Annotated in this window: 19 protein-coding genes and 1 pseudogene; 9 read left to right on the top strand and 11 right to left on the bottom strand. The window is 64.3% G+C overall.

The features are described from left to right. Positions 1 to 36 precede the first annotated feature (36 nt). Genes LDO54_RS09285 through LDO54_RS09260 form a run of 6 tightly spaced genes read right to left on the bottom strand, consistent with a single transcriptional unit; the run spans position 37 to position 7,094 of the window. Positions 37 to 741, bottom strand: a complete 705-nt coding sequence (locus LDO54_RS09285) for an LLM class flavin-dependent oxidoreductase (RefSeq protein WP_224009436.1) — start codon at positions 739 to 741, stop codon at positions 37 to 39. Continuing rightward, positions 738 to 1,847 carry an LLM class flavin-dependent oxidoreductase gene (locus tag LDO54_RS09280; protein ID WP_224009434.1) on the bottom strand — a complete coding sequence of 370 codons (1,110 nt, stop codon included), beginning with the start codon at positions 1,845 to 1,847 and terminating at the stop codon, positions 738 to 740. The genes LDO54_RS09285 and LDO54_RS09280 overlap by 4 nt, the downstream gene beginning before the upstream one ends. Beyond that, the gene (locus tag LDO54_RS09275; RefSeq protein WP_224009433.1) at positions 1,844 to 2,908 is read right to left on the bottom strand and encodes an LLM class flavin-dependent oxidoreductase; all 1,065 of its coding nucleotides are present in this window, start codon (positions 2,906 to 2,908) and stop codon (positions 1,844 to 1,846) included. Before LDO54_RS09275 ends, LDO54_RS09280 begins: the two co-directional genes overlap by 4 nt. Next, positions 2,905 to 4,296 carry an LLM class flavin-dependent oxidoreductase gene (locus LDO54_RS09270; protein WP_224009431.1) on the bottom strand — a complete coding sequence of 464 codons (1,392 nt, stop codon included), beginning with the start codon at positions 4,294 to 4,296 and terminating at the stop codon, positions 2,905 to 2,907. Before LDO54_RS09270 ends, LDO54_RS09275 begins: the two co-directional genes overlap by 4 nt. A gap of 12 nt (positions 4,297 to 4,308) precedes the next feature. Next, positions 4,309 to 6,669, bottom strand: coding sequence for a TonB-dependent receptor (locus LDO54_RS09265; RefSeq protein WP_224009429.1), 2,361 nt, complete (start codon positions 6,667 to 6,669; stop codon positions 4,309 to 4,311). Continuing rightward, positions 6,666 to 7,094 (bottom strand): hypothetical protein, encoded by a 429-nt coding sequence (locus tag LDO54_RS09260; RefSeq protein ID WP_224009427.1) that lies wholly within the window; start codon positions 7,092 to 7,094, stop codon positions 6,666 to 6,668. Before LDO54_RS09260 ends, LDO54_RS09265 begins: the two co-directional genes overlap by 4 nt. On the opposite strand from LDO54_RS09260, the gene LDO54_RS09255 reads away from it, so the two are divergent. Genes LDO54_RS09255 through LDO54_RS09230 form a run of 6 tightly spaced genes read left to right on the top strand, consistent with a single transcriptional unit; the run spans position 7,093 to position 14,505 of the window. Further along, complete coding sequence (locus LDO54_RS09255) at positions 7,093 to 8,361, top strand: SfnB family sulfur acquisition oxidoreductase (RefSeq protein ID WP_224009425.1); 1,269 nt, start codon at positions 7,093 to 7,095, stop codon at positions 8,359 to 8,361. The genes LDO54_RS09260 and LDO54_RS09255 overlap by 2 nt on opposite strands. Before the next feature lie 11 nt (positions 8,362 to 8,372). Next, positions 8,373 to 10,055, top strand: coding sequence for an ABC transporter substrate-binding protein (locus tag LDO54_RS09250; RefSeq protein ID WP_224009423.1), 1,683 nt, complete (start codon positions 8,373 to 8,375; stop codon positions 10,053 to 10,055). A gap of 4 nt (positions 10,056 to 10,059) precedes the next feature. Then, positions 10,060 to 11,070 (top strand): ABC transporter permease, encoded by a 1,011-nt coding sequence (locus tag LDO54_RS09245; RefSeq protein WP_224009421.1) that lies wholly within the window; start codon positions 10,060 to 10,062, stop codon positions 11,068 to 11,070. Beyond that, positions 11,067 to 11,936 (top strand): ABC transporter permease, encoded by an 870-nt coding sequence (locus tag LDO54_RS09240; RefSeq protein WP_224009419.1) that lies wholly within the window; start codon positions 11,067 to 11,069, stop codon positions 11,934 to 11,936. The genes LDO54_RS09245 and LDO54_RS09240 overlap by 4 nt, the downstream gene beginning before the upstream one ends. After that, positions 11,933 to 13,606, top strand: a complete 1,674-nt coding sequence (locus LDO54_RS09235) for an ABC transporter ATP-binding protein (protein ID WP_224009418.1) — start codon at positions 11,933 to 11,935, stop codon at positions 13,604 to 13,606. The genes LDO54_RS09240 and LDO54_RS09235 overlap by 4 nt, the downstream gene beginning before the upstream one ends. 35 nt (positions 13,607 to 13,641) lie before the next feature. After that, positions 13,642 to 14,505, top strand: coding sequence for an alpha/beta fold hydrolase (locus LDO54_RS09230; protein ID WP_224009415.1), 864 nt, complete (start codon positions 13,642 to 13,644; stop codon positions 14,503 to 14,505). Positions 14,506 to 14,512: 7 nt separating this feature from the next. On the opposite strand, the pseudogene LDO54_RS09225 reads toward LDO54_RS09230, so the two are convergent. The 5 genes and pseudogenes from LDO54_RS09225 to LDO54_RS09205 form a co-directional block, all read right to left on the bottom strand. Continuing rightward, positions 14,513 to 14,944, bottom strand: a pseudogene (locus LDO54_RS09225) (ornithine cyclodeaminase family protein); the annotation flags it as partial. Positions 14,945 to 14,955: 11 nt separating this feature from the next. Continuing rightward, positions 14,956 to 16,014: a proline racemase family protein gene (locus tag LDO54_RS09220; RefSeq protein WP_224009413.1), complete on the bottom strand. Its 1,059-nt coding sequence runs from the start codon at positions 16,012 to 16,014 to the stop codon at positions 14,956 to 14,958. Between the two features lie 99 nt (positions 16,015 to 16,113). Further along, positions 16,114 to 17,088, bottom strand: coding sequence for a LysR substrate-binding domain-containing protein (locus LDO54_RS09215; RefSeq protein WP_224009412.1), 975 nt, complete (start codon positions 17,086 to 17,088; stop codon positions 16,114 to 16,116). Between the two features lie 203 nt (positions 17,089 to 17,291). Further along, positions 17,292 to 17,987 carry an RraA family protein gene (locus tag LDO54_RS09210; RefSeq protein ID WP_224009410.1) on the bottom strand — a complete coding sequence of 232 codons (696 nt, stop codon included), beginning with the start codon at positions 17,985 to 17,987 and terminating at the stop codon, positions 17,292 to 17,294. Between the two features lie 250 nt (positions 17,988 to 18,237). Further along, a complete protein-coding gene (locus LDO54_RS09205) occupies positions 18,238 to 19,314 on the bottom strand; it encodes a TauD/TfdA family dioxygenase (RefSeq protein WP_224009408.1) in 1,077 nt (358 codons plus the stop codon). A gap of 645 nt (positions 19,315 to 19,959) precedes the next feature. Between LDO54_RS09205 and LDO54_RS09200 the strand changes: the two genes are divergently transcribed. From LDO54_RS09200 to LDO54_RS09190, 3 genes are read left to right on the top strand one after another with little or no spacing between them, the layout of a single operon-like run. Beyond that, positions 19,960 to 22,743 carry a type VI secretion system Vgr family protein gene (locus LDO54_RS09200; protein ID WP_224009406.1) on the top strand — a complete coding sequence of 928 codons (2,784 nt, stop codon included), beginning with the start codon at positions 19,960 to 19,962 and terminating at the stop codon, positions 22,741 to 22,743. An 18-nt stretch (positions 22,744 to 22,761) separates the two neighbouring features. Continuing rightward, complete coding sequence (locus tag LDO54_RS09195) at positions 22,762 to 25,053, top strand: T6SS effector phospholipase Tle3 domain-containing protein (protein ID WP_224009404.1); 2,292 nt, start codon at positions 22,762 to 22,764, stop codon at positions 25,051 to 25,053. Then, on the top strand, positions 25,053 to 26,717 hold the full coding sequence (locus LDO54_RS09190) for a type VI lipase adapter Tla3 domain-containing protein (protein WP_224009403.1): 1,665 nt from the start codon (positions 25,053 to 25,055) through the stop codon (positions 26,715 to 26,717). Before LDO54_RS09195 ends, LDO54_RS09190 begins: the two co-directional genes overlap by 1 nt. Positions 26,718 to 26,780 lie beyond the last annotated feature (63 nt).

The following is a 26,780-nucleotide window of genomic DNA, read 5'->3' as shown; positions in this document are numbered from 1 at the left end:
TTCCGTCGGGATGGGCCAGTTCAGTGTCGAGCCGGGCTACAGGCAGGGGCGGCAGGGGGCATCGTGCCCGAACGCCGCGACGCGGCGCAAGCGTTGCGCGGGCGGCGGCGCGGCGAGATCGAGATCGCGATACGCGCGCCCGATCTCGGCCTGCAGGCGTGGCGTGGCGTGCGTTTCGCGCAGCACGCCGTCGCATCCGCTGGCCGCGAGTTTGCGCAGATCCGGCTCGGCGCCATACCAGTACAGCGGCGGACGCTGCGCGTAAAGGTCCGGCAAACGCGCGGCGCTCGCGCGGAAGTACGCACCGTGATGATCGAGCGGCGAGCGGGCAGTCCACAGCGCATCGAGGATCGCCAGAAATTCGATGCCTTGCGCGAGCCGCTGGTCGCGATTCATCGAGGCGCGCTCGACATCCGTTGCGCCGCCTGGCCAGTCGGCTGTGCAGGCGAGCGCCGCGCGGCCACCGCTGATCGACTGAAGACTTTGCGCGAGATGAGCCGCCGCCACGGGCAGCATCGCGCCGACCGGCAGGGCGACCACGACGCGCGCAGCGGGCAGCGCATCGACCAGCACGGCGGCCAGCGTCCACGGGTCCTCGCCGCCGGGGCTGCACTGCAGCAGCAGGCCGTCGCAGCCCGCCGCCAGACTCGCGCGTGCGAGCGCGATCCAGTCGGCGGCGGGGTCCGCGCGCGAAGTGCCGGGGTCGACGGCGAGGTTCAGCAGCAGCGCGGGAGGCTTCATGCGTTCGCGCTCGCGCTCGCGGGAGACCAGCCGAGTGCCGGGGCGATGATCTCGGCGAGGATGCGCAAGCGGTCGATGGCCTCGTCGAGCGTCGAGCTTTCGGACTGCACGACCGGCAGGAAGTAGCTCGCGAATGGGAACAGCGCGGGGTCGGCGCGCAGGCTGTCGACGATGTCGTCGGGCGGTCCGTAGTGGACGTTCAAGAGTCGCAGGATCTGTTCGGGGTCGCTCACACCGGGATGGCCGACCGTGGCGAGCCACGGGCCGTGGCGCACGACGTCTGGCGCGAGCGCGTCGAGGGCCGCGCGGCGATCCGCAGCGGGAAACACCGCGCGCACAATGCCGAGACGCGGGCCGCCCGCGCGCGCACCGGCGTACGCGTGGGAGCCCGCCGCCGCGTGCTCGCGCCAGGCATCGAGATACGCGCGCGCGAGCGGCAGCTGGACGGTGCGCGGATCGTGGACGGCGGTGCCGAGCAGCAGACCGTTGCCGTGCTGGGCCGCGAGCCGGGCCCCGTCCACGGTCGAATGCGAGTGCCAGAGGCGCTGGCGCAATTCGGGTGCGGCGGGCTGGAGCCGCAGCGGCGCGTCGTCAGCGGCATCGGCGGTTGGGGCGAGCGGCTGTCCTTCGACCGCCTGTTCGAGCCGCGTCAGCGCGTTGGCGAAATCGCGCTGACGCGTGTCGGGCGCGACGCCGAAAGCCGCAAACGCATCCACGTTCGCGCCGCCGCTGCCGAGCCCGAGCTGCACGCGCCTGCCTGCGAGCGTGTCGAGGACGGCGGCGTCCTCGGCGAGCCGGATCGGATCTTCCAGCGGCAACGTGACGATGCCGGTACCCAGCTCGATGCGGCGCGTGCGTTGCGCAATCGAGGCGAGCAGGACGAGCGGAGACGGCAATCTGCCGTGCGACGCGCGAAAGTGATGTTGCGCGACGAAACCGCCATCGAAGCCCAGTTCCTCGGCGGCGACGAACAGCGCCTCCAGTTCCGCATAGACATTCGCGGCGTCGCCCGTGCCGTGCACGTGGGTCAGGAAACCGAGTTTGAAAGGGCGCGCAGCATGCGGCGTGGTCGATGTGGTCGATGCGGTCGATGTGGTCGATGTCATGGCGTGGAAAGATGAGCGGCGACGGAAGTCGCCTGTTCGGATGCCGACGCGGCGCGCCAATCGAGCGCCGGAGCGATCTCGCGCGCGACGGCTTCGATGCGCCGGATGGCATCGGCGTGCGAGGTGCTGAACGTCTGGACCTGGACGATCAGGTCGTCGGCGATGGGGAGGGCGGCGTCGGCGCGTAGCGAGGCGGCAATCGATTCCGTCTCGCCGCGCAGCACGCCGAATGTGTCGAGCAGCGCGCCTGCGTCCGGCGTCGCCGTTGGCGCGCCGCTGCCGGCCTGAGCGAGGCGCGATGCGTAGCGCAGGATGTCCGGCGCAAGCGCGGCTTCGACGCTGCGCGCATCGCTGCCCGGAATCACCGCGCGCACGAGCGCTACGCGCGGCGCATGCGTGTGCTGCCACGCGCTGCGATAGCGCTCGATCAGCGAGGCTTCACCGCCTTCGTGGCTGCGCGAACGCGCGACGATCAGGCCGGTGCGATGGCGCACGGCGGCGTCGACGTCGCCAGTCGCGAGCCAGATCCGTTGCGCGAGCCCTGGCGCGGGTGGCTGAAGTGTGGGCTCGGTGTCTCGCGACGGCGCCGCGCTCGCGCTGCCCGCCGTCGGCGAACGGTCCAGGGGCGTTCCGGCCAATGCACTTTGCAACGTGCCGAGCGCCGCGTCCTGAAGCGCAGCCCGTGCGCCGAAGTCGCGGCCGAATGCGCCGAACACGTCGGGCTCGAACCCGGCGCCGAGACCGAGTTGCACGCGTCCACCAGATAGCGCATCGAGCACGGCGGCATCTTCGGCGACTCGCAACGGATGCTCGAGCGGCAGCACGATCACGCCGGTTCCGAGCGCGATGCGCCGCGTGCGCCGCGCCGCGGCGGCGAGCAGCACGAGCGGCGCGGGCAGGCGGCCCGTCTCGCGGCCGAAATGATGCTGCGCGACCCAGGCGCTGTCGAAGCCCAGCGCTTCGGCCGCTTCGATCAGTTCGAGCGTCTCGTGCAAGACGCGCGGCGACGCGTCGGGCGCATACACGCGCGTCAGGAGCCCCAGGCGCAGGCGGCGCGTCATACCGACCTCCCGTCGACTGGCGGGGCCTGGTCGCCACGCACGCTCGTGGCGGGCCGGACGAACGGCGGACGCGGCAGGCCAAGCTGATCGCGCAGCGTCGGCCCTTCGTACTCGGTGCGGAACAGGCCACGCCGCTGCAATTCCGGAATCACGAGATCGACGAAATCGTCGAGGCCGCCCGGCTGCCACGCGAAGGCGACGTTGAAACCGTCCGCGCCGGATGCCCGGAACCACGCTTCGAAGTGGTCGGCGATCGTCTTCGGCGTGCCGGTCACGATGCCCGCGCTCGCGAAGCGTTCGTAGAGCTGGCGGATCGTCAGGTTCTCGCGGCGCGCGAGGTCGACGATCAGTTGCTGACGGCTCTTGCTGCGATTGCTCGGCGGCAGGTCGGGCAGCGGACCGTCGAGCGGATAACCGGACAGATCGAAGTCGCCCGCGTTATCGGCCAGCAGGCGCAAACCGAGCACGGGATCGATCAGCGCCTGCAGCGCGTCCAGTTTCTCGCGCGCCTCGGCTTCGCTCGCGCCGACGATCGGTACGATGCCAGGCAGGATCTTCAGATGGTCGGGATCGCGTCCCCATCGCCGCATGCGGTCTTTCACATCGGCGTAAAACGCGCGGGCGTCGTCGAGACGATGCTGCGAGGTGAAGATGACTTCCGCACAGCGCGCGGCCAGTTCGCGTCCCGCTTCGGACGAACCGGCCTGCACCAGCACCGGATGCCCCTGCGGCGGCCGGGACACGTTCAGCGGGCCGCGCACGGAGAAGTGCGGGCCGCGATGGTTGAGCACGTGCAGCTTTTCGTGGTCGAAGTGCAAGCCTGCGGCCTTGTCTTCGATGAAGGCGTCGTCCTCCCAGCTGTCCCACAAACCCGCGACGACGCGCTGGAATTCGTCGGCGCGCGCGTAGCGGTCGGCGTGCGCGAGATGCGGCGCGTCGCCGAAGTTGGCGGCTTCGTCGGGCACCACCGAGGTGACGAGATTCCAGCCGGCGCGTCCGCCGCTCAGATGGTCGAGCGAGGCGAACTTGCGCGCGAGATGGTAGGGCGCGTTATACGTCGTCGTCGCGGTGGCGATCAGGCCGATGCGCTCCGTCACCGCCGCGAGCGCGGCCAGCAGCGTGAGCGGCTCGAAGGTCTCGGCGCGGGCACTGCGCCGCAGCGAGTCGATGTGGCTGCCCTGCGTGGCGACCACGTCGGCGATAAAGATCGCATCGAACTTGCCGCGCTCGGCGGTCTGCGCGAGCCGCCGCCAATGCGCGAAATCGTGCGTGCCGTGCGGATGCGAATCGGGATGCCGCCATCCGGCGACATGGCTGCCGCCGCCGTTGAGCATCGCGTTGAGTTTCAACTGGCCGGTGCGATCGGTGCGATGAGTCTGATGGGTCATGCGCGATCCTCCTCAGTAGGTGTACGTCACGCGCAGCCCGACGGTGCGCGGCTCGCCCGCCGCAGCGACATTGGTGCCGGGCAGGAAGTAGTTTTTCGTCAGGTCGTATTGGCGGTTGAACAGATTGCGCGCCCACAGCGACACGTCCCAGTGGCGATCGGGCGTCGAGACCGTCACGCTCGCGTTGAACAGCCAGTAGCCGTCGACCGTGTAATTCGGCCCGAGCAACAGCAGCTGCGAATAGGCATCGCGATAGCTGTAGTTGGTTTCCGCGCGGAACTTGTAGCCGCCCGCGAACCAGCTATAGGCGACCTGGCCGCCGTAGCTCAGACGCGGAAAGCTCAGCGACGTGCCGTTGTAGTCGCTGAAGACGTTGGTGCCCGCGGCGGCCGAGGCGACCGTGTTGTAGGTGACGAACGGCGCGGTGTACTTGCCGTACTTGTAGCCGACGTATTGCGAGATCACGAGCCCGTTGACCGGATGCCAGTCGAGCTCCGTTTCGAAGCCGTCGATGCGCGATTTGGGCGCATTCACGAAGGTGCCGATCAGCGATTGCGAAGTCGGATCGTAGGTCGCCGAGAGCACCTGCTGATCGCGATAGTCGTAATGGAATGCCGAGAAGTTCCAGCGCAGCGAACGCGTGAGGTCGCTCTTGAAACCGGCCTCGTAGGCGGTCAGCGTTTCCGGCTCGAACGGCACGAGCGCATTCGAATTCGCCGTGTTGTGCGCGGTGAAGCCGCCCGACTTGTAGCCGCGGCTGATGCTCGCATAGAGCAGTGTGGCCGGTGCGAGATCGAATTCGAGTCCCACCTTGCCCGAGGTGCCGTTCGACGTGAGCGACTGATTGCCGTCGCCGCTCGTGAAGCCCGAGAACGGCACGAACGAGGGCGTGAGTTCGCCCGAGGCGAAGTCGGTCAGATCGCGATGCTCGTGCTCCTGACGAATGCCGAAGATGCCGCGCAGCCGGGGCGTGATGTCGTAGGTTGCCTGACCATACGCGCCGAGCGTATCGACCGATTGCTTGTAACGCGTGAGTGCAATGAAGCCGAGGCGGTCCGTGAAGTCGGAGTAGAACTTTTCGTCCAGATCGTCGTGCGAATAGAACAGGCCCGCGACCCAGCGCAGCCGCGTGTCGGCATGCGACGAAAGCCGAAGCTCCTGCGTGAACTCGTTGATCGTGTCGTCGAAATACTCGTCGGAATCGTGATACGAGGTGGCATCCCAATCCATGTATTCGCGGCGATGCAGATAGTCGAACGCGGTGATGCTCTTGAGATCGACCGGACCGAGATTCCACGTTGCACTCAGATCGAAACCGGCATTCACGTTGTTCTTGCCGGGCTTCGAATCGGTCGACAGGCCCGTGACGTGCGCGAACGCGGGGCTGACACCCCAGCCGGTCTTGGTGATGTCGGTGTCGGCGGGGATCGTGACGCCGGTGAGCGTCGAGGTGTACGGCGTGAACAGATACAGGCCCTGGTCGTCCGATTTGTCGAAGCCGCCGTGCACGCCGAGATGCACCTTGAAATCAGGCGAGACGTCCCAGTCGAGTTGTCCGCGCGCGGCCGCGCTGTTGTGATTGCCGAGCGACTGACCGGTGTCGCGGTTCGTTTGCCACGCGCCGAAGTCCTGCGTTGTGAAGGCGATCCGGCCGCGCACGGTGTCGCTCAGCGGGCCCGACACGTAACCTTCCGTGGTCAGCAGGTTGTGCGAACCGTATTCGGCGGTCACGCCCGCTTCGAAATCCTTCGTCGGCTTGTTGGTGATGAAGTTGATCGTGCCGCCGGTCGTGTTGCGGCCATAGAGCGTGCCTTGCGGGCCGCGCAGCACTTCGACGCGGGCGAGGTCGAACAACTGCCCTTGTGTCTGGATAGGCAGCGCGTAGGCGACATCGTCCACATTGATGCCGACTGTCGAGGCGTTGTTCGAGGTGTAGTCGTTGAAGCCCACGCCGCGAATGCGGAATTGCGGCTGGCCGCCGCCGAAAGCGGGCTCGACTTCGAGGCTCGGCGTGGCGTGCTGAAGGTCGTTGACGGTGTTGACGTTCAGTTCCTTGAGGGCGCTTCCGCGCAGCACCGAGATCGACGCGCCGACACGCTGCGCCGATTGCGTGCGGCGTTCGGCCGTCACGACCACTTCCGAGAGCCGCGTGCCGGACGCGGCGTCCGGCGCGGCAGCCGAGGCTTCTTTCTCGCCAGGCTTCGCGGTGTTCTTCGATGCGGCCTTCGGTGCTGTCGTTGGTGCTGTCTTCGATGTCGCGACGGCAGCGCTCGCCGGTGCGGCCGTGGCCGCTTCCTGCGCGTGAAGCGCGGCCGGCAAACCGGCCATCAGGGCCGACGCGCCTATCGACGCCCTGAGCAACGTGTCTTTCATTCGATATCCCTGTCTTGTGTCTGCGTGTGATGTGTGGGCGTGCTGTCCCCGTGCCCCGATCGTTCGCCGGGGATGGCGCGACGCTTTGCAACAGCCATGCCAGTGCGCGTTTGTGCTTGCGCCACGGGCGCTTGCGGACTTTTGCGGGCGGCAAACGTGAAGGGATGCGGCTTCGTTGCTGGCTGATTCAAGCCGCTTTGCTGAAAACCCAGCAGCACGAGTGGCTCCGCGCTCGCCTGCTGGATTCGCCGCATCTCGCTGCAAATCCAGCGTGCACAAGCAGCGACGAGCGGCGCAAACGCCCGTGAATCGGCAATGGCATGACCCTTGCATTGCGGACGATCCCGGGCCGATGCCGTCGGCTCATCCGTTTCGCGTGCTTTGTGTGTGTATGCACACGCTTTTTCTCGACGAGGATTTTTCATGTCTGCCACTTCATCGCCGGCGTCGCTGGACGACGTAACGAGCCGCCCGCAACAAGCGCAGCAAGCCGCGCCGTCGCTGGCGCGCCCAGGTGCGAGCCGCATCGCAGACGATGCGCACGCGCTCGAAAGCGCCCGCCGTCTCGCCGACGAACTCGGCCGCGAAGCCGCGCATCGCGACCGCGAGCGCCGTCTGCCGTTTGCCGAACTCGATCTCTTTTCCGGCAGCGGCCTGTGGGGCATCACCGTGCCGCGAGCCTATGGCGGCGCGGGCGTGTCGCTCGCCACGCTCGGGGAAGTGGTGCGCATCGTCGCGCAGGCGGACCCGTCGATCGGCCAGTTGCCGAAGAATCATTTCCACGCGCTCGACGTGATTCGCCTCACGGGCAATGAGGCGCAGCGCCGCAAGTTCTTTGCGCTCGCGCTCGATGGCGCGCGCATCGGTCACGCGGCCTCGGAGCGCGGCACGAAGACGGCGCTCGAAATTTCGACGCGCCTGTCACGCCAAGGCGACCGTCTGGTGCTGAACGGGCAGAAGTTCTATGCGACCGGCGCGCTGTACGCGGACTGGATCGCGGTGCTGGCGCTCGACGACGACGGCCGCTACGTGCAGGTGCTCGTCGAACGCGAGCGTCCCGGCATCGTCATCACGGACGACTGGAGCGGGTTCGGCCAGCGCACGACGGCGAGCGGCACGGTGACGTTCACCGACGTCGAAATCGAGCCGGAAAACGTGGTGTCGATCCAGGCGGCGTTCGAGACGCCCACGCTCGCGGGGCCGGTCTCGCAGTTGCTGCATGCGAGCATCGACGTGGGCATTGCGCGCGCCGCGCTGGCGGACACGGTCGATTTCGTGCGCACGCGCAGCCGTCCGTGGGGCGACAGCGGTGTTGCCCGCGCCTCCGACGATCCCTATGTGATTCGCGACGTTGCGGAACTGCAGGTGCGCCTCGTGGCCGCCGAGGCGGTGCTCGATCGCGTGGCGGCGCAACTCGACGCCTTGCCCGCAACTGTCGACGACGCGCAGGTTGCCCGCGCGTCCGTCGATGTCGCTGTGGCGAAAGTCTTGAGCACGGAACTGGCGATACTCGCGACCAACAAGCTTTTCGAGCTGGCGGGCACGCGCTCGGTGCTCGCCGAATACAACCTCGACCGGCACTGGCGCAACGCGCGCACGCACACGCTGCACGATCCGGTGCGCTGGAAATATCACGCGATTGGCAACTTCGTGCTCAACGAAGTCAATCCGCCCCGTCACGGATATCTCTGATGAGCGAGCGCATGCAGAAGACTCTCCGTCCCGCCACGCCGAATGAGGACGACGACGCCCACCGAACGATCGCCGACGCCGCGCGCCGCCGCTATCTGCTCGCGCTCGCGGGTGGCGCGGCGAGTTTGGCGGGCGGTATCCCGTTCGCCTTCGCAGCGGAGGCCGGCAAGGTCAGCGGTGCGAGTGCAACTAGCGTTTCGTCGCCCGTGCGCGGCGGCACGCTCTCGCTATTCGCGCAGCCGGAGCCGCCGTCGCTCATCAACGCGCTGACGCCGCACGTCGCGTCGCAATACGTCGGCGGCAAGATTTTTCAGGGCTTGCTCGCTTACGACACGCAACAGCGCCTCGTGCCGGTGCTGGCGCGTAGCTGGCAGGCGAGTCCCGATGGCCTGCATTACACGTTCGAGCTTCAACCGAACGTGCGCTGGCACGACGGCCAGCCGTTCGGCGCGCGCGACGTGGTCGTCACGCTCAGCGAGATCGCGCCCAAGGCCTTGCCGCGTCTGCAGATCATTCACGACACGTATATCGACAGCGTCGAAGCCAGCGGGCCGCTGCAGGTGTCGATCAAACTCAAGAAGCCGTATGGCGGTCTCTGGAACCTGCTCGGCAGCGGCCTGCTGCCGATCCTTCCGGCGCACCTTTACGCTGGCAAGGACGCGCGCACCAATCCCGCGAATCAGCATCCAGTCGGCACGGGGCCGTTCGTGTTTCGCGAGTGGAAGCGCGGCGCGTATATCCGCCTCGCGCGCAATCCCGATTACTGGAAACCCGGTCTGCCGTATCTCGACGGCATCGTCTTCAATATCGTGCCCGACGCGGCAGGGCGATCGATCGCGTTCGAACGCGGTCAGGTCCATGCGCTGCGCGCGGGCGATGTCGATTACTCGGATATCGCGCGGCTCGCGAAGCTGCCCGGTGTCGAGCTGACGACGCGCGGTTGGGAACTGTTTTCGGGCATGGCGTTTCTCGAACTGAACCAGCGCAAGGCGCCGTTCGACAACGTGCTCGTGCGCCAGGCCGTGTTGCATGCGCTCGATCGCCAGTTCATCGTCGACAAGATTTTTTATGGCTACGGCAAGGTTGCGAACGGGCCGTTTTTGTCGACGTCGCCTTACTACGATCCGGGTGTGCCGCGCTTTGCGCACGATCCCGAGCGCGCGCGTGCGCTGATTCGCCAGTCGGGCGTCGATGTCGGCAAGACGCCGCTCGTGCTCATCAACGGAGAGAAGGGCGGGGCGTGGGAGCGCGTGGCCGAATACACGCAGCAGGCGCTCGCCCAGGTGGGATTCAACGTGCGCGTGCAGACCACGGACGCTGCCGGCTGGTACGCGCGCGTGGCGAACTGGGACTTCGATCTGAGCTACAACTTCCTGTTCCAGAATGGCGACCCGGAATTCAGCGTCGCGCCGCTGTACCGCTCGGACAACATTTCCAAGGGCTCGCCGTTCGGCAACGTCGAGGGCTACCGCAACCCGAAAGTCGACGCGCTCTGGGACGAAGCCGCGCAAGCCACCGATCCGGCCCGCCGCCGCGCGCTCTACGCGCAGATCCAGACCGCGCTCGCCAACGATGCGGCGATCGCCAACGTCTTCGAGATGGTCAATCCGACGCTCTACCGACGCAACGTGCACAACCTGTTGCGCACCGCGACCAGCATCAACGACAGCCTCGAAGACACGTGGATAGGTTGACGCGATGACGACTGTGTTGCGCTTTGCAACGACGGCGCTGCGGGGACTGGCGATTGTCTTCGGCGTGCTGATCGTCGACTTCTTTCTGATCCGGCTCGCACCCGGCGACCCCGCGCTCGCGCTCGCGGGCGACGCGGGCGCGGGCGACGCCGCCTACGTCGAGCACCTGCGCGTGCAACTGGGGCTGGCGCGTCCGCTCGGCACGCAGTTCGCGCAGTACCTGCTCCAGCTTTTGCACGGCGACTTCGGCTATTCGTATCGCAATCAGATGCCGGTGCTCGAACTGATCGCCGACCGCCTGCCCGCGACGCTGCTGCTGATGTTCGCGGCGTTTGCCGTGTCGATTGTCGTGGGCGTCAGCACGGGCGCGCTGGCCGCGTGGGGCGATGCGCACGAAGGCGTGCTCGCGCGTGCGGTGTCACGTGTGCTCGGCGCGCTCGCGGTGATCGTCTATGCCACGCCGGTTTTATGGATGTCGCTGCTCGCGTTGATCGCGTTTTCCGTGCTGCTCGACTGGCTGCCGTCGTTCGGCATGGAGAGCGTGGGCGCGGGCTATACGGGCTGGCGGCACGCGCTCGACGTGGCGCAGCATCTCGTGTTGCCCGCGAGCACGCTGGGTCTCGTTTATGCGGCCGTCTATCTTCAGCTCACGCGCGCGTCGATGCTCGCCGTGATCACGCAGGACTTCGTGCGCACGGCGCGCGCCAAGGGCGCCTCCGAGCCGCGCGTCATGATCCGCCATGTGCTGCGCAACGCGCTGATGCCGGTCGTCACGCTCGGCGGCCTGCAACTCGGGGAATTGGCGGGCGGCGCGCTCGTCACCGAAATCGTCTTCGCGTGGCCGGGACTCGGCGGGTTGATGTACGACTCGCTCGTGCAGCGCGACTATCCGGTTCTGCTGGGATTGCTCGCGGTGATTGCAGCGCTCGTCGTGTTCTTCAATCTGCTGACCGACGTGCTGTATCGCATCGTCGATCCACGGATCGGCCATGGCGCAGCCCGGGAGGCCGCATGAGCACGACGTACCCCGAGGTCTCCGCGACGCCGCCGAAGCGATGGATGCGCGATTTCGCGCGCGCGCCGGGCGCGCTGGCGGGCAGTGCGTTTCTCGCAATCGTGGCGCTGATCGCGCTGTCCGCGCCGTTCTGGCTGCCGTCGCCTTGGGCCATCGCCGCCGATCCGCTGCTCGCGCCGTTCCGGCAATTCGCGCATCCGCTCGGCACCGACATGCTCGGGCGCGACGAAGTCGTGGGCCTGCTGTGGGGCGCGCGCGTCTCGCTGTTCGTCGGCGTGGCGGCGACGGTCGCGACCTTTGCGGTCGGGGCGACGATCGGCGCATTGGCGGGTTGGTGCGGCGGCTGGATCGATGCCGTGCTCAGCGCGGTGATCGCGCTGTTTCAGACGATTCCGCAGTTCGCGCTCGCGGTGACGATCGCGGCGGTGCTCGGCGCGTCGCTCGAATCGACCGTGGTGGCGATTGCGGCGGCGTCGTGGCCCGCGATCGCACGGCTCGTTCGTGGCGAATTCATCACGCTGTCGCGCCGCGAATTCGTGCTGGCCGCGCGCGTGACGGGCGAGCGTCCCGCTGTGATCGTCTGGCGGCAGATCCTGCCGCATGCATTGGGTCCGCTCGCAGTGCTCGCGGCGTTGATGGTGTCGGGGGCGATCCTGACCGAATCGGCCTTGTCCTTTCTCGGGCTCGGCGACGCCTCGCAGATGAGCTGGGGTTTCATGATCGGCGCGGCGCGCACGGTGATGCGCGAAGCGTGGTGGTTGAGCGTCTGGCCGGGCCTGGCGATCGTGGCGACGGCCCTATCGATCAATCGCGTCGGCGAAGGCTTGCGGCTGGCGATGGCGGCAGGCGGGGAGCGGGGACGATGAGCACCGCGCCGCTACTCGATATCGACAGATTGACGCTTGCGTTGCCGCCCGGCGCCGAGCGCACTTACGCCGTTCGCGATGTGTCGCTGACGATCGGCGCGGGCGAGGTGCTGTGCGTGGTGGGCGCGTCGGGCTCGGGCAAATCGCTGCTGGCCGCATCGATTGCGGGGCTGCTGCCGCGCGGCGTGCTGCGCACGGGCGGGCGGATCGTATTGCAGGGACGCGATCTGAGCAGCCAGCGCGAGGCCGACTGGCGCACGCTGCGCGGGCGCGAGATCTCGATGATCTTTCAGGAGCCGCTCTCCGCGCTCAATCCGCTGATGACCGTGGGCGCGCAGATCGACGAGGTGCTGCGCGTGCACGGCGTGCTGTCGTCGCGCCGCGAGTCGGCGGCATGCGCGGCGCGTGTGATCGAATTGCTGCGCGACGTCGGTTTGCCCGAACCGGAGCGGCTGCGTCACGCGTTTCCCGATGCGCTTTCCGGCGGCCAGCGTCAGCGCGTGCTGATTGCGATGGCGCTGGCGCTCGAACCCAGGCTGCTGATCGCCGACGAGCCGACCACCGCGCTCGACGTAACGACGCAGGCGCGCATCCTCGAACGCCTGCGCACGGCGACGCGCGCCACGCGCACAGGCGTGCTGTTCATCACGCACGACTTCGGCGTGGTCGCGCAAATCGCCGACCGCGTTGCCGTGATGCGCGACGGCGAGATCGTCGAAAGCGGGCCGGCCGCCGATGTGCTGCGCTCGCCCGCGCATCCGTACACGCAGGCGTTGCTCGATGCGATTCCGCACGGGCGTTTCGTATCGCGTCCGCAGGCGGATGGCGGGATGCCCGCTCTGCTCGCCGAAGACTTGCACAAGCGCTACGCGGCGCGCGGAGGCGGGTTATGGCGGGCGCGCCGCGGACGCCACGCGGTCGATGCGCTGTCGAGCGTGAGCCTCGCCGTTCGGGCAGGCGAGACGCTCGGTATCGTCGGCGAATCGGGTTCCGGTAAATCGACGCTTGCGCGCGCGCTCACGCGGCTCGTTCGCGTGGACGCGGGACGCATCGTGCTCGACGGCGCGCAGGACATCGCGCAGATGCCAGAGCGCGCGCTGCGGCCGTGGCGCCGCCACATTCAGCTGGTGTTTCAGGACCCGTATGCGTCGCTCAACTCACGCCATACGATCGGCCAGATCGTTGCCACGGGTCTGCTCGCGTATGGCATGCCGCGCGTCCAGGCGCTCGAACGCGCGGCGGAACTGCTCGCGCAGGTCAAGCTGCCGCCCGGCGCCTTGCATCGCTATCCGCATGAGTTCTCAGGCGGACAGCGCCAGCGCATTGGCCTCGCCCGCGCGCTCGCGCTCGAACCGAAGGTCCTCGTGGCCGACGAGATTGTCTCGGGGCTCGACGTCGCCGTGCAGGCCGAGGTGCTGGACCTGCTCGCCTCGGTGCAGCGCGAGCGCGACATGGCGACGATTTTCGTGACGCACGATCTGCGTGTCGCGGCCCAGATCAGCGACCGGATCGCGGTGATGCACAACGGCCGCGTCGTCGAGACCGGCACAGCCAGGCAGATTTTCGAGGCGCCGCGCGAGGCCTATACGCGCAGTCTCATCGCCGCGACGCCGGCTTTGCCCGAGCGCGTACGCGCGCTCGATCCAGCGATAGATAAGGAGCTTTCATGAGCGAGCATGTGGGACGAGACATCGCGACGTCGGTCGTGGTGACGGGCGACCGTATCGAAGTGCGTCCGGGCCGGGCGTTGAGCGTCGCCCATCGAGCGGCGCCGTCCGGTTCGCCACATGGCGGGACGGTGTTGTTCTTCGCGCACGGTGGCGGCGGCAACAAGAACCAGTGGCGTTATCAGTGGGACGCGCTCGCCGCCGACGGCTACGAACTGGTCGCCTGGGACTTCACGGGCCACGGCGACAGCCCGGACGCGCCGCCAGAAAGCGGTGCTTACCGCGGCGAGGAAACAATCGCCGACTATCTCGCGCTGTTCGAGCGCTTCAAAGGCAAACGCAATGTGCTGGTCGCGCATTCGCTTGGCACGGGCAGCACGCTCGCGTTGCTGGACAGGCTGTCGCGCGATGGACGTCTACGCGAAATCGATGCCGCGCTGCTGTTGGGGACGCAACTGGCGCGGCCGCAGCCGCGCGCACCATCGCTGCCTGTCTGGTTGCTCGAATGGCTGAAGCCGTGGTTCGCGCGCGGCTTCAGACGTCTTGCATGGCATCCCGATGCGAGCCGCGTGCTGGTCCGCTATGAGTCGAAGGTCGCACGCCGCAATCGCATGGCGACCTTCAAGGCCATTATCGAAGACGCGCCGTGGGCGAATCCGGCTGGGTTATCGCAACTGGATCTGCCGATCGTCGTGCTTTCCGGCGATACGGATGGGCTGACGCCTGCGGAAGGCGGGCGCGCTTTGGCGCTCGCTTTGCCTCAAGCACGTTTCGAAGTCGTTGCCCGATGCGGCCATCAACTAATGCTGGAGCGCCCGGACGCGGTGAGCGGCGCGTTGCAATCGTTGCTCCAGAAGGTCGAGAGCGAGGTCGTCGATTCCACAGCAACACTTCGCGGATAGACGGACGGATGTGCAGGTAGGCATCTGTCATAGACCGCGCAATCGGACCCGCGCCCAAGACCAGCAGAACCTCACTGTGCTCGCTGCTTAGCATGCGTGCTGCCAGCGCCGAGTCGGCTGCGGTTTTCCATCGCGTGATTTCGGGACCGTCAAGCATGGCGACGAAACTCCTGGTACGTTCGTCCAACGCCAGAAACGCGGCCTGCTCGGTCGGTAGGGGCGGATCCGCAGCGCCGTTGCCCTGTTGGATCGAGGCAATTTTTACCCCAGCGCCTACGCCCGGCAAAATGACACCCCGGCTGAACAGGCCAAAGCTCGCATCTCGAATGAAGTAGCCGTCGCCTACGGGCCGGGATCCCGAATGCCCCTGCTGTAACGCGTCGAGAACGCCGTTCCAGTTCAGCACCGACTGGATCTGTTGCGCGGAGATGGTCTGCATGCTCAGCGTTCCTACTGTTTCGGCCAGATGTCCCCGAGGGTGTAGCCCTCAGGAAACGGATCGTCGCGATCCAGCACGATCGTGTTGATGCCATGGATCCAGCTGGTGCCGGCCAGTGTCGGTACCACGGCCGCGTGCTCGCCAATTCGGGTCGTCTCCAGGAGGCTGCCCGTAAAGACCGTACCGAGGATGCCCTGGTGACGGAAGTCCTGGTGGAGTGGCAGTTCGCCCTTGGCGTGCAGCACGGCCATCTTTGCACAGGTGCCGGTGCCGCAGGGGCAACGGTCGATCGCGCCGGTCCAGGTGGCCGGATCGTCCCACGAGAGCGGCCCGGTGGGCATGGTGACCGCGTTTTTCCAGTCGGCCCGCGGATCGTCGGTGGGGCCGGAGAGCTGCGAAATCGTGATGCCAACGCCCGGATAGTCAGGGTGTGCAACTGGTAACTGCTCGATGGCGGCTTGCCGGATCATGGCCGAGACACGTGCGATCTCCTTGCCGTGTTCGGGCTTTAGCTCGAGGCCCGGAAACTGGCGCACATCGGCGATCGCATAGAACATGCCGCCCCAGCCGACATCCACGCGTACCTTGCCCAGATGCGGCACGTCGATGACGGCATCCAGATGCGCGGCAAATGCCGGTACGTTCGTGAACTTCACACTCTTGACCTTGCCGTCCTTGCACTCGGCGGTGATGCGGATCAGGCCGGCCGGTGCTTCCAGTGTCAGCTCGGTCACCGGCTCCTGCATTGGCAGCATGCCCATTTCCAGCAGCACGGTAGCGACGGAGATGGTGTTGCCGCCCGACATCATTGGGTATTCGACCTGCTCAAGGATGATGTAGCCGGCGTCTGCCTCCGGGTGACAGGGCGGCACGACGATATTGCAGCAATGGGCCGGGTAACCGCGTGGCTCGCGCAGCAGCAGCTTGCGCAGCCCGTCGTCATTGGCCTCCAGCCATTTCATCTTGGCCTGGACCGTGTCGCCGGGAATGTGCGGGATACCGCCGGTCACGACGCGCATGGGGATGCCCGAATGGGTCTCCACGGCCTGAATACTTCTCTTGAAACCCATGTGCTGATTCCTCTCTCGTGCCGCCGCTCCTGTGCGGCGTGAAGAGAAATTTATGCTGGTTTCGTCGGTAACAAAAACGACATTTTCTGTGGCAGTTCTTCAACTTTTCGTTGAAGATTGCGCGGCGAGTTGTTGCCTGATCCACTGGCAGAATCGTTTGCACACGCTCGTGTCGGCCTTGTCTTTGCGCACGGAGAGGTAGTGGCCGCGATTCCTCATGACGGTCTTTTGCGGTAACGGACGCACGAGGTCGCCGCTGTCGACCAGGTGTCCGACGAGATGATGCCAGCCCAGGGTCACCCCCTGATGCGCCAGGGCCAGCTGCACGATGGCTGGATAATCACTGCTGGTGAATAGTTGGCGGGGGATATCGGCGCCCCAGCTGGTGTCCACGTCATGCAGAGCAAGCCAGACCTTCCAGTCGATATGCTCGGAAATCTGCGAGCGACCGTAAGCGCTGAGATCCAGCAGCGACATGTCGAGCAATCCTTTTGGTGCCGAGATCGGGCCATGGCGCTGCAGATACTGCGGGGTGCAAACCGGATAGACCTCGTCGTCGAACAAATGCTCACTGTCGTATCCCTCACGTAAGCTCGCCAGTTTCGCGATGTACACGTCCGGCTGCATTCCCGCTTCCATCGAGATGAAATTCTGCGTCGCCAGTACGGTGAGTTCGATATCCGGCGCGTCCTGGAGGAATTCGGGGAGCCGCCTGTGGAGCCACAGCGCCGAAAACGCCGGCGAACAGCACACGATCAGGGTCTGCCTGGCGGGAATCCTCTTGCGCAGGCGTTCGGCGGCCTGATGAATATTGATCAGCGAAAGCTGGGCGGCATCCTTGAACATCTCGCCATCGGCCGTCAGTGCGACGGTTCTGCCCGATCGGACAAACAGCGCCGTCCCGAGGTAGTCCTCCAGTTCCCGCACCTGTTTGCTTACGGCTGCCGGGGTCACGCTCAGTGCGTTGGCAGCCCCCGTAAAACTGCTGAACTTTGCTGCCGCAAGAAATGACTTGATGGCCCGCAGTGACAGCGCGCCGACCAGGGTTTCGGTAATTTCGAATTGAGGCGCCATGACTATGTCGACCGGTCTAAGGGGATCAGGACAGAGTCCGAAGCGAGGACTTGCCCGAAATTGCATGAGACTACGACGCTATTCTCATATCCCAACGGACCGTGTTCAAGTAGCGGCGCCTGAGTTTGGTCCGGCAAACTCTGTAAGAAGAAAGCCAAAAAGCCTGGTTCATTTGATGATGCGCCGCCGGCCAGTCCTGTCGACTAGAGCGTTTCGCCCTCGGCCAGCATGCCGACCGCGCGAAGTTCCCGCTCGAGCCAAGGAGCCCGTGTGTCGCCCGCGCGGATCGCCGCAATGCGCTTCGCTTCTGCATTCACCTTGTTTTGCGCAGCATCGAGCAGTGCCGCAACGCTCTCACGTGGAACGACGACCACGCCGTCGGCGTCGCCGACGATCAGGTCGCCCGGATTAACCGAAGCGCCGGCCGCCGAGATCTGCCCGTTGACGCGGCCGGCAACGCTCTTGGTCGGACCGCAAGGATTGCGTCCCGCCGAGAAAATAGGGAAGTCGCCGGACGCGAGTTCGTCCGTATCACGGACCGCGCCGTCAATGACAAAGCCCGCGATGTCGGTGGCCTTCGCCTGCGTCGACATGATCTCGCCGATCAGGGCGCAGCTCACGTCGCCCTTACCGTCGACGACGATCACGTCGCCGGGCTTCGCAACCGCGAGGGCGGCGTGAATGGCCAGATTGTCGCCCGGGCGCACTTCGACAGTGATCGCAGGGCCGGCAACTTTCATGTGGGCGCCCAACGCCTGGACGCGACCATTGAGCGTGCCGCGGCGGCCGGCGACGTCAGCGAGAATGGCCGCCTGGACCGTCCGCGCGCGCTCAACGAGCGCTGGTGCAACGCGTTCAATCTGGGTGACGACGGCTCGGGATTGGCTGGAATTATTCAAGGGATATTCCTGTGGAAAATGATTGTTAGGCGTAGGGCTTCCAGTGGGCTTGCGTTCGCTTTCGGCGGACGATTCGCCCCACTGAGCGGGGTGACGAGACGGGTTCGACCGGGCGCACCGTGCCGTAGCATCCAGCCCGGTTCCAGAGCCGGCGGCGGTGTTGCATCGACGACGCTATGCCTGGCAAGCCGGCGATCGCGGGATCGGGTAGGGGAATCGCGATCTCCTTCTGGCGATCGCGACTAGTCCCTTACGCTGCCTGTGTGCGGTCGAAATTGGGAACGCCCATGCGAGCCGTTCCAGGGCCGAAGCGTTCAGCGAATTCGATCGCGAGCGGGCGCGTGTCATTACGCAGCCAAAGGCGCAGCAGGTGTCGCCTGCGGTCATCTTCCTCAAAATCGTCGAACTCAGTGCGGGAGTGAACGATCACGTGATTGTTCAGCAATTGCATGTCCCCCGGCTCGAATTGCATCTCGAAGCACAACTCTGCCGAGGTGGCGAGCGCGTCGACGCGGTTGAGCGCTTCTTCCTGCGCGTCGGTTTTCGGCTCGCCGCTCTTCGCGAACGCGGGTTCGATCGCGTTACGAACATAGCGGCAGCTGAGGTGTCCTTCGAAGTCGCTGTAGAACGGGATTTTGTGATCGCTCAGCTCGCCTGCGCCGGGGCGACCTTCACCCTTGAGATCGTAGTAAAAGCCTTCGAATAGCGGCGCAAGAAGGTCCGGACGTTGCTCGCGGATCCTGTTAAAGATCGTCGTGGAACTCGTGAAGCGGCTGAGACCACCGGCTCGCGGCGTGCGCAGGCACAGCAGGCCGACGATGTCGCAATTGTCCGTGTGGAAATTCAGCATAGCCTTGGTGTTATAGCCACGGGTTTTCTGGCTGTACGTCACCCCCTCGTCCTTCACGTGACCAAGCAGATGTGCGCGGGCATTCTGCGTGACGGGCGTACCGAGATGCAGACCCACGCCCCCATAGATCCGGGAAGCATCGTCTTTCGAATACCGCTCGACCGGCAAGCCACGCAGAACGACGAGCCCATGGCCGTGATGGATTTCGCGCGACGCAGTTTCCAGCGTGGGCAAGAGAACATCCAACGGGAAATCAGCCTTGGTGATTTCCGTGATCGGCAGATGCTGTACGCGCTTGAGGGCGGCGTCCAGCTCCGCGAGTTCGCGGCGGTGAAGCACAGAATCCAGCTTTTTTCTGCGGCCTGCAGGCTGGCTGTTGTCCATGCTGTTTGATCGGTTACCGGCATCGAGCGCGTGACCATGCTTATCTCCTTTCTTCCATGAATTCGGTGTGTCGAAGTTAGCGTTCGGTGTCAAGGGAACCGCCGGAGTGAGTGGATCAGAACGTAGTGCTGGTTCAATCCTTTCGCGATTCGGTAAGCGTCGTCCGCAGCGAGAACTGAGCATGACAATGCGGCAATTTCCAGTGCCATCGACTGGTCGCATTGAATTGTTCCTTCTGCGGGTCTGGCCGTAAGTGCTTAACACGCTCTATCCATCCCGACCCGAGCGTCGGGCCGTCGGATGCTGAAGATTAACGGGCAGTGCAGATGCGGACCATGCGCCGATGCGGATTCACTGGTGCCACGCGTAGGCGGCCGTTCGCGCGTCTGCCTCTGTCTCGCTCGATCCGGTGGGCTTGGGAAGATTCGGCATGAGCGCTTGGTGCCTTAGGCTGGCCTGGGTAGGCGTTGTGGTGCGGCTCTGATGAGTGGCGCAAAGCAGGATAGCCGGAATCAGGAAGGGGCGGAATATTTTTCCTGTTGGCACAAATGCCAGATGTTTCGGCAATTAATGCTGGTTATTAAAAGTGATTCTTACAGAATTTGACAGCAGCTTAAACGCCTGTTATTTTCGCCCCGCAATCTTGGGCCTCTCGTGTTTTATGCGGCACGATTATCGGCGGTGAATATCAGGCTAATTCAAATCGCATAAAATGAGAATCCTCCGGGGGAGAAGGTCGTGAACATTCAGCGAATATTTATTGGCGCGCTCCCGTCCCAGGACACGCGCGCCTTTCGCCTCTACTGGCGCAATTCCCAGTCAGATCTTGCGGGCTTGCTGTTTCTGCAAAGGCTTGATATTCGTGAAGATCTTTGCGGCGGTATCGAGGGGCGGCTGTCGTGCATTTCGACCAGCACTGGCGTTGCGCTCCAGAATTTCCTCGGGCAACCGGTGACCGTGCAATTGGTCACCGATACCGGTGCGCTTCAGTCAATATGCGGGATCGTGACGGACGCCCACGAGGGTGAGTCAGATGGATCGCTAGCAACGTATCAGCTGGTGGTGCGCGATGCGCTGTCGGTTCTCGAGCGTCGCATCAACACGCGGATATTCCGGACGAAGAGTGCGCTGGACATTATTCAGACGCTCGTGCGCGAGTGGCGCACAAAGAGCTCAACCTTGGCCGCCACGTTCGACATCGACATGTCGAATATCGACGCCTCGAAATATCCGACTCGCGAGCAGACGCTGCAATTTGATGAGTCGGACGCCGACTTTATCCGCCGTCTTTGCCGTCGGGAAGGCATCTCATGGTTCATCAAGGCGGGAGGACAGGGCAGTTCGGACCTCACCCAATCGCCTTTTCACACGTTGGTGCTCTTCGACAGCGTGATCAAGCTGGAGCAAGGCCCGGCAGGAACGGTTCCTTACCACTCGGACGCCAGCGTCGGCACGTCTGACTCAATCACGCTTCTCTCGATGGGGCGGCAGCTGGTCGCGGGTTCGGTGCGCCGGGTGAGCTGGGATTACAAGCCCAGCCAGATGGACAAGCTGCAGGCGCCGACCCGCGTCGACCAGGGTGCTGCTGGTAATGACCTCGGCCGTTTGCTGTCGGATTCACGCATCGACGCGCCTCACATTGCAGATTCGGCGGACGACAACCAGCGTCTCGGCCGGGCGCGGATCATGGCTCACGGTGGGCAAGCCGTGAGGATCGACGGCGCGAGTGGCGTTCGAAACCTCGAAGTCGGCACGTGGGTTACGGTCTCGGGGCACCCCGAACTGGATCAGGCCGAGGAAGTCGACCGCCGCGTGATCTTCACGTCGCTTCACCACCGCGGCGAGAACAACCTGCCCAAGGAGCTTTCCTCGCGTGCGCAATCGCTGTTCACGGCCAGCCGGTGGTTGTCTGATACGCCGCCAGCGTCTGTCGCCACCCGGATGCGAGGCGCGCAGGACAGCGACTCCGAATCCAGCCGGTACGAGAACACGTTTACGGGTGTGCCGCGTGGCACGCCGCTTACGCCTGTCTACGATCCACGCGTCGATCTTCCCCGCGTCTATCCGATTACCGGGGTCGTGGTCGTGCCAGACGGCGAACAGGTTCACACCGACGAATACGGCCGCATCTTTGTGCAGATTCAGGGGCTCGACGAGGCGGACCACACCCATGCCGCAGGCGCCGGTACACAGGGCACGCCGGCGGACAGCGCAGCCGTTCGTGTGCTTGGTAACTGGTCTGGCGCAAACTTCGGCCAGAACGCTCTTCCGCGAAAGGGTATGGAGGTCCTGCTCGAGTTCCTGAATGGCGATCCCGATCGTATGTACGTGGCGGGCGTGTTTCCTAACGGCCAGAATATGCCGGCCATGTTTAGCCGCACTGGCGCGCTCCCGGGCAACCGCTACCTGAGCGGAACCGTGAGTCAGGAAATTAACGGACAGCGCTCGAATCAGCTCCGGCTGGACGACACGCCGCAGCAGATTAGCGCGCAACTCGCGAGCGACCATGCTTCGTCACAGCTGAATCTGGGTTATCTGACACAGCCTCGCTCCGATGGTAACGGCGCCGATCGTGGTGAGGGCGCCGAGCTGCGCACCGACGCTGCGGCCTCCGTTCGCGCAGCACAAGGCATCTTGCTGACGACCTATGCCCGATCGCAGGCCGCCGGTGGGCAGATGGATCGCGACGAACTGGTCTCGCTGCTCTCTGAATGTACGGAGCTGTTCAAGTCGCTGGGTGACTATGCCGGACAGCACGGTGGCGTGGCTGCCGATGGCACTGGACAGACGGAAGTCGCGAACGCGCTGAAGAACTGGAAACCGGGAACTGGCACGTCTGGCACGTCCGGCACAGCTCAAGGAGGCGAGCAGGCATTGATGGCGTTCGGCGCGCAGTCGGGTTCCGCAAACCTCACTCCCAAGACACACGTCACCTATGCGGGAGAGAACATCGACCAGATTGCGCAGCAGCATTTGCAGCTCATGAGCGGCCAGCGCCTGAACGCGACCGCAGGACAGGGCATGCAACTCTTTGCGCGCGGTAAGGGGTTTCAGGCGGTCGCGGGTGAAGGCCCCGTGATCTTGCAGGCGCAGGCAGACACGCTGACTGCAGCGGCGCAGAAAGGCGTGGCGATCAGCACGAACGAAAACGAGATTGTGCTTTCGGCGCCGACCGTGCGCCTGGTCGCCGAAGACGGCAGCTTCATCAAGATCGGCGGTGGTGTGACGTTGGGGACTAACGGTGACATCAAACTGCTGTCAGCCTCGCATCAGTGGGGCGGCCCATCGACGCAGCAGGGGGCTAAATCCGCCTTCAATAACGTCCCGACCGATCAGCGCTTCCGGTTGCATTATCCCGGTGAAGATGGACAGACGGCGGCTGCGGCCAACCAGCCATACCGCATCGCACTCGACGACGGACGCGTGATCGAGGGCAAGAGCGACGCGAACGGCCTGACCGATCTTGTGAAGGATGACGCGATGCGCGTAGTGAAGATCGACATCCTGAAGCCCGTTCTTTGAGCGACGGACAACACAATCATGGCGAACTCAAGCAACGACTACCACGTGACGAACCAGGCGGCAGCAGTAACCCACGCCAATCGCGCGGGTGACCGCCCGGTACTATTACCCGGTGATCTGCCGGGCATTGTCATCTTCATCCATGGCGTCAACGATCCGGGCGCAGTGTACTCATTTGTTGAGAATGGCCTGTGTACGGGCTTAAACGAACGCCTGTCACGGGCCGACCTGAAGCCGGGTAGCTATGGCGCGGCTTACGAAGCGGCGGCAAAGAGGCAAAAACCGGGGAAAAAGCCCGGGATGCTTGACGCGCAGACGCTGGACGACCCTGACCTGAATCTGTACCAGCGTGCCAACGTCCAAGGTACGCACAGCGGCTTCGTCCCGTTCTATTGGGGTTATCGCGCTAAAAGCGAGGATATTGCCCGCGTGAACAATCCGGGCGACGTAACCAGCCGGACAGCAGACGCCGACGGCAATCTGATGACGCGCGGCCAGTATCAGGACATCCACGGCAACCGGCTCGACAAGCATTTCGCGAAGGGTGGCGGCTTCTTCGCAAACGCCACAAACAACATCCCGGACATGTATGGTCCGGGCTTCAAGGCAGACTGGAAAACACAGCGCGTGACCAAAAACGCGTTGGGCGGCAACTCCATGTATGCTGCCGACGGCCCGGACCGACGGTATTTCGTGCTAGCCGCAACGCGGCTGGCCAATCTGATCGCCACAATTAGGGCGATCAAGCCGAAGGCGCTAGCAGAGGCTCATGGCCTTGATCCACAGCACGAAACGATCACGGTCATGGGCCACAGCCAGGGCACCATCCTGACGCTTTTGGCACAGGCGATCCTGAAGCAGAAGGGGCAGCGGTACGCTGACTGCATCATCATGGTCGACAGTCCATACAGCCTTTACGAAACAGACGGCTGCAACCAGACCGGGCACGCCAAGCTGAAGACGCTGATCGATATCGTCAACGAGGTTACACAGCAGCCGTACAGCATCCCGAAGCTCGCCGATCTGCTGATCGGCGCGGAGAAGCACGCTGGTCGGGCGGGAACCGGATGGACGCCTACGCAGGGAAAGCGTCTTGACCCGAGCGGCAAGAATTGGATTACGTTCGATGAGCGTGATAACCGCGGCAAGGTGTACCTGTACTTTTGCCCGGAGGACACGGTGGTCGGTCTGAAGAGCGTCCGCGGTATCGGCACGTACGGCGTGCCCGATGATGTTCCGGCCGACGGCGCAGCGCTTAAGCCCCAGTCCGGACAGAAATCCATGCCAGCCATGAAGGCGCTGGAGCCGAAGCGTTTCTTCCAGCGGATGTGGACGCGTATGGAGAGGGACCACAATGGCGACGGGAAATTCAAGAAAGTACTGGTCGGCCTGAAGCCTGCGCGGGTGCCGGTGCGAGAGGCGTTCGAACGCCTCTCGCCAGGCCCGGATGCCGGTGCCTCAATGCTTGGGACAGCTACGGCAATGGGAACGAATGCAGCGTTGCAGCAGAATTTTGCGCGCAACGACATCCGGTACATTAATGGCGAGGAACTCAAGCCGCCGTACGAGCCACAGATGTACGGGGGCGAAGCTGTTCAGGGCGGCCCCCGCCCCGGCCACGCTGATGCGGCCGGACAGATGGCAGATGACGACGTGACGAAGGACGTGATTCTTGGGAACCAGTACGCGAAGCTAAACTGGGTAACGGATTCGCATTCGATGGACCCGATTGGAGAATTGGAAGAGCGTAAGGCGGCGTTCAACGCGAACCAGGCAATTGACGATCAGTCGCAGAACTGGAAGGTTGGAGGGCTCGGCGGCTTTGCGATCCTGCGCGAAGAAACACCGAATGAGGTGCGCGCCCGATTGGCGCTTCCGGAAAGCTACGAGCCGAACAACTACCATTCAGGGGTGCTGCATAGCGCCGAGAATCACCGATGGGTCACTGCAATGGACGTAGCGGTTGGTCAGGCGGTGACGCTGGACGATCCGGTGTGGGGGGACTTGCTAGTACGCATCGCGGATTGGAAGCTGACTCCAGCAGCCATGACGAAAATCAAGAGTAATGCCAACTATGACCGTCTGCCTCCGCAAACGAGCGCCTTGATCGACGCCTGCGCCACGTACTACCAAAACGGTGATTTCCCAGACGGACAGATTTCTGATCTCCCGCCGTCTTTGGTGACCAGCGAACTGACGCCGAAGGCTAGCGCTGCGCAACAGCAGGCCATTGAGCAACAGAGGGCGGCGGACGAGCGCTTCTACCAGAACCAGGCCGCCCAGAACTGGGGCAAGCTGGGAGGTCTCTGATGAAGCTACGTATCTGGCCTTACGTGGCAGCGTTTATCGTGCTGTCAATCATCTGGACCGCCTACGTGACGGCGGGACACTATAGTTACTGGCGGGAAACAGGACAGGAGATGCCGGGCATGTTGAGCAGTATTCGGAATGGTGTTCTAGTGGTGATGGCGCTTGCCGCCGTAGCCTTTGGGGCAAGTTTTGCATGGCTGCACCGGTCGGCTGCTGCATCCAGCGCTGTCGGTTCGACAACAATAGCCCAGCAGAAAGCGCCGTTGGTCACGGCGTCGGGTTTCAACGGCTCACCGGCGATACTGTCAAAAACCGGACCGGACTTCGTGCTCGAAGTCCGGGGTGTCGGGATCGTAACTGGGCGGGAAGGTAATTCGGAAATCTGGCAGGCGATCGAGACGAAAGCGAACAACCACGCGACGTATCTCTCGCAAAATCCGGAGGACTATCCGGCCAGCGACGATGAGCGCCTCACTGATCTGCAGGTTGCTACCTCGGCTGCATTTCAATTTGGCGCTGGACGTGCTGTTGACCGGTGGCCGGTACCCGTCATCGTCTGGGGGCCTCCGAAAGACAAGGCAAACCGTTTTCGGGCTGCAACGGAAATCGCGGGCAGCCGTCAGGACGCTGGCCTGGGTGTGACGTTGTTCCTGTGGCAGGACGATGCTAATACCGACGATGGCGCGGGTATGCTCGATAAGCTGTTTCAGTTCTTCGATGCGCACCCGGACGTGCCTGCCGCATTGGTATACAGCTTCGATGGGTCGTTGACGCGCGATTTGCTAGGGCCTCCTGGTAGCGGTAAAGCACCGTCGTTCGAGCACATCATTCCCGCCATACCCAACAGTATCGGCGTATTGATGGTGAGTCGCTCGGACCGCGTCGATCGGCTGATCCGCCCGTTTGCGGTTGACCAGACAGCCGCCATTAACAAGACGAACACCGAATACGACATCATCAAGCTGTGGAATTTCTACTGGAGCGAATCGAGGGCGTTTCAGAAAGAAGTCGATCGCGCAAACGGCGGCTTCTTCAATGCTGTCGTTCCACGCGCCGACTGGTGGCAAGCCCGCCTGCCTGAACTCTGGGGGACGCTTGGCAACCAGGGGGCCGGCCAATTTACGCCGACGCCCTATATCCCGGTGCGCTGGACAACATGGCAGCTCAAGCAGTTCGACAATGCCCCGTTGTTCGGCTACCTGCACCGGCCGGTTGATGTCAAGCTCACCGACGATCACGGACGTCCGTTGAAAGTTGCGCAGCAAGCCGAAGCGCTGAAGGCAGGATGGGCGTCGGCGATCGCGACGCTGCCCGGCGGCCAGGAGCCGAAGCGTGTGTTCTATGACACGACGGGAGACCGCCAATGGGTGATTCCGTTGAGCCAGGCATTGGCTCAGACGGGCGGAACGGCGCCTAATATCGATGAGGTGAAGGAAGGCTATGACATTGGCGCTCGTATCGGTAACACCGGAGTCAGTTCGCCGATGGTGCAGATCGGTCTGGGCCTGATTGCGAGCTACGATGACGGTGGTGCCAGCGCGACAGTGAATCGCCGGCCAAACGGCACGGCGAGCATCGTAATGGTCAGTCCACCGGACGCATCGGTGAAAGCGGCCTGGTCGCAGAAAACCAAGGGCGCTGATCCATTCCAGTTGAAGCCGTAATATTTTTTACCGATGACGGGATCTATCGAGAGGGCAGAGCGAGCACGCACGGGTACCCCGGCG

Source organism: Paraburkholderia tropica (assembly GCF_914484835.1).
Classification (GTDB): domain Bacteria; phylum Pseudomonadota; class Gammaproteobacteria; order Burkholderiales; family Burkholderiaceae; genus Paraburkholderia; species Paraburkholderia tropica_A.
The sequence above is the reverse complement of the archived record's forward strand: the minus strand, read 5'-3'. Positions and strand labels throughout refer to the sequence as shown.